The organism is Aerococcus sp. L_32, assembly GCF_050689315.1.
Genome location: NZ_JBOEQF010000277.1, coordinates 1 through 2,728 on the forward strand (window position 1 = coordinate 1; position 2,728 = coordinate 2,728).

The 2,728-nt window shown below is 30.7% G+C and carries 1 protein-coding gene and 1 pseudogene; both read right to left on the bottom strand.

The window, feature by feature from the left end:
* Positions 1 to 1,609: 1,609 nt before the first annotated feature.
* On the bottom strand, positions 1,610 to 1,768 hold the full coding sequence (locus ACRCJ0_RS11700; protein WP_431390524.1) for a hypothetical protein: 159 nt from the start codon (positions 1,766 to 1,768) through the stop codon (positions 1,610 to 1,612).
* An 804-nt stretch (positions 1,769 to 2,572) separates the two neighbouring features.
* Positions 2,573 to 2,728: pseudogene (locus tag ACRCJ0_RS11705) on the bottom strand (HAD-IC family P-type ATPase); the annotation flags it as partial.

Here is a 2,728-nt window from a genome sequence, read left to right on the forward strand (position 1 = left end):
CGTAAAAATTGAGGTTAGTATATCAAGGTCAAAGGGGTTTTAGGAATACCTAAATTGGCAGCTAGCAACGGCAAAAGTTGGCACTTATAACGACTGATTGTGGGTGTTGTCGTTATAAGGGGCGGAGGTTTGATATTTTAGCATAGTTATAACGACAAAAGTTGGTACTTATAACGATATAATGATTGGAAATTTTTAAAGCAAAAGATTTAAAAAAACTTGTTTTAAATTGCCATTTTATATGTCTTTAAACTGATTTAAAGCACCTATTTTAAAAACACATGTTTTAAATTGCCATTTTATATGTCTTTAAACTGATTTAAAGCACCTATTTTAAAAAAACTTGTTTTAAATTGCCATTTTATATGTCTTTAAACTGATTTAAGGCACCTATTTAAAAAAAACATGTTTTAAATTGCCATTTTATATGTCTTTAAACTGATTTAAGGCACCTATTAAAAAAAAACATGTTTTAAATTGCCATTTTATTTGTTTTAAATAAAGTTTAAAGCAAATAATTTAAAAATACTTGTTTCAAATTGCCATTTTATATGTTTTTAAACTGATTTAAAGCAACTATTTTAAAAAAACTTGTTTTAAATTGCCATTTTATTTGTTTCAAACTGCCATTCTATTGGTCATGCAAATGGCAAAACCCTTGCTATATCAAGCTTATTTTTTACGCAAAGCACTTAAATCTTTAAATTAAACGTTATTTAGCGAATAGAAAGAAGGTTAAGTTACTAATTCACCGTTAAACAAATCGAACGTAAATTGGTAATTCAAACCTTTAATAGTTTATTGATCACCTTTATTTAAAGTCGCCCTAGAACTTGATTCATCCATGTAATGAATTACACGGTTTTCTCAAGGGGCGACTTTAAATAAACATAAAAACCACATATTCAAGGGAATGTGGCAATTAATTACGTGAAATGTGGTCGAATACTGCGTAAAATGTAGTTTTTAGCTCCGTAAAATGTGGTTTTTTAACGTACAAAACCCTTGATACATAAGGTTTTTGAATTGCGCAAAGTCTTTAAATATATATATCGTTCATTGACCTGATCAGAGTGAAACAAATACTTTCAACAAGCAGTAGCTATAAATCTTGCTTTATGTCACCAAATATTTTCGTCATTTAACCCAATAAGGACGAAAATATATGTAAAAATTCGTTAATACCACCATTATTTTTCGTCATTAGAATGTAAATGACGAAAGAAAATAAAAAAATCGTCATTAACGCCAACTTTTGTCGTTATATGCAGCAATAAATAAGAAATCTCCTTTTAAATAACGACAACTTTAAACTTTTGTCGTTAATGATGATAAACTACAATGACAAATTTCAAACTTGTCGTTAAGTAAGACACTTTGTCTATTGAGAAATCACGAGAAATTTACGTATCGTATATTAAATTTTTTTTAGTGAATTTTTTTAGTGAAATAATGAAGACTTTTATATATCGTAAATACTTTATCTTTTAAATCTCTTTAGAAAAAAATAGAACCAGTGATACTAAGGGATACAGCGATTAAAAGACGAGAAAAAACTAGATATTTATGCATATAAGACGAGAAAAAACTAGACATAGAACGAATTCCATTAATCTTTTTCGTCCTTTGGTGTATACCAAAAGATAGAGAAATCTTCCTCCCCTTCCGGATACCTTTTCTCTAAAGATGATAAACTACAACGACAAATTTCAGATTTGTCGTTAATGGCGCCCGCTTTTGTCATTAATGCCAAAATCAACAACGACATATTTAACATTTGTCGTCAATGGCGCCCGTTTTTGTCGTTAATGCCAAAATCAACAACGACATATTTAACCTTTGTCGTCAATGGCGCCCGTTTTTGTCGTTAATGATGCCCACTTTTGTTGCTGATAATCTCTTTTTATAGCAACAAATCATAATAATGTTGCTAATGGCGCCCATTTCTGTTGCTGATAATCTCTTTTTATAGCAACAAATCCATAAATTGTTGCTAACGACACCCATTTCTGTTGCTGATGGTACCCACTTTTGTCGTTAAGGAAGATACTTTGTCTATTGAGAAATCACGAGAAATTTACGTATCGTATATTAAATTTTTTTAGTAAATTATGAAGACTTTTATATATCGTAAATGCTTTATCTTTTAAATCTATTTGGAGAAAATATAACCAGTGATATTAAGGGATACAGCGATTAAAAGACGAGAAAATACTGTGCGTTAAAAGAACGATGAAATGGCCCATAAGACGAGAAAATACTGTGTATTTATGCGGATAAGACGAGAAAAAACTGTGTATTAAACGAATTGCATTAATTTTTTTCGTCCTTTGGTGTATACCAAAAAATAGAGAAATCTCCCCCCCCCCCCGTCCGAATACCCATTTTATAAGGAGCATACTCTATACGCTTATTTTTTTTCAAGAACTCAAAAAAGCGGAAAATCCCAGATTTAAAAATCTGAGTTTCCGCTTTTGTCATTTCAAGGATGAACTATTGTCTCACCTCTTCTAATTTATTCTTAAGATATTTTTACTTTCTCTGCAGGTGCTGATACTTCTTTTTATTCTTTTTATTCTTTTCGACCTTTCAACTTATACTTCATTAACCTCATGCCATTAAAAATTACCACCAAGATACTACCTTCATGAACCAACATTCCGATAGACATATTCATCCATTCGCTGAAGAAGACGCTGGTCAACAAGACCAACACTACGCCAACTGC

Coding starts and splice junctions, on each gene's coding strand:
- ACRCJ0_RS11700 (WP_431390524.1), bottom strand. CDS start 1,768: ATGTCGTTGTTGATTTTGGCATTAATGACAAAAGCGGGCGCCATTAAC.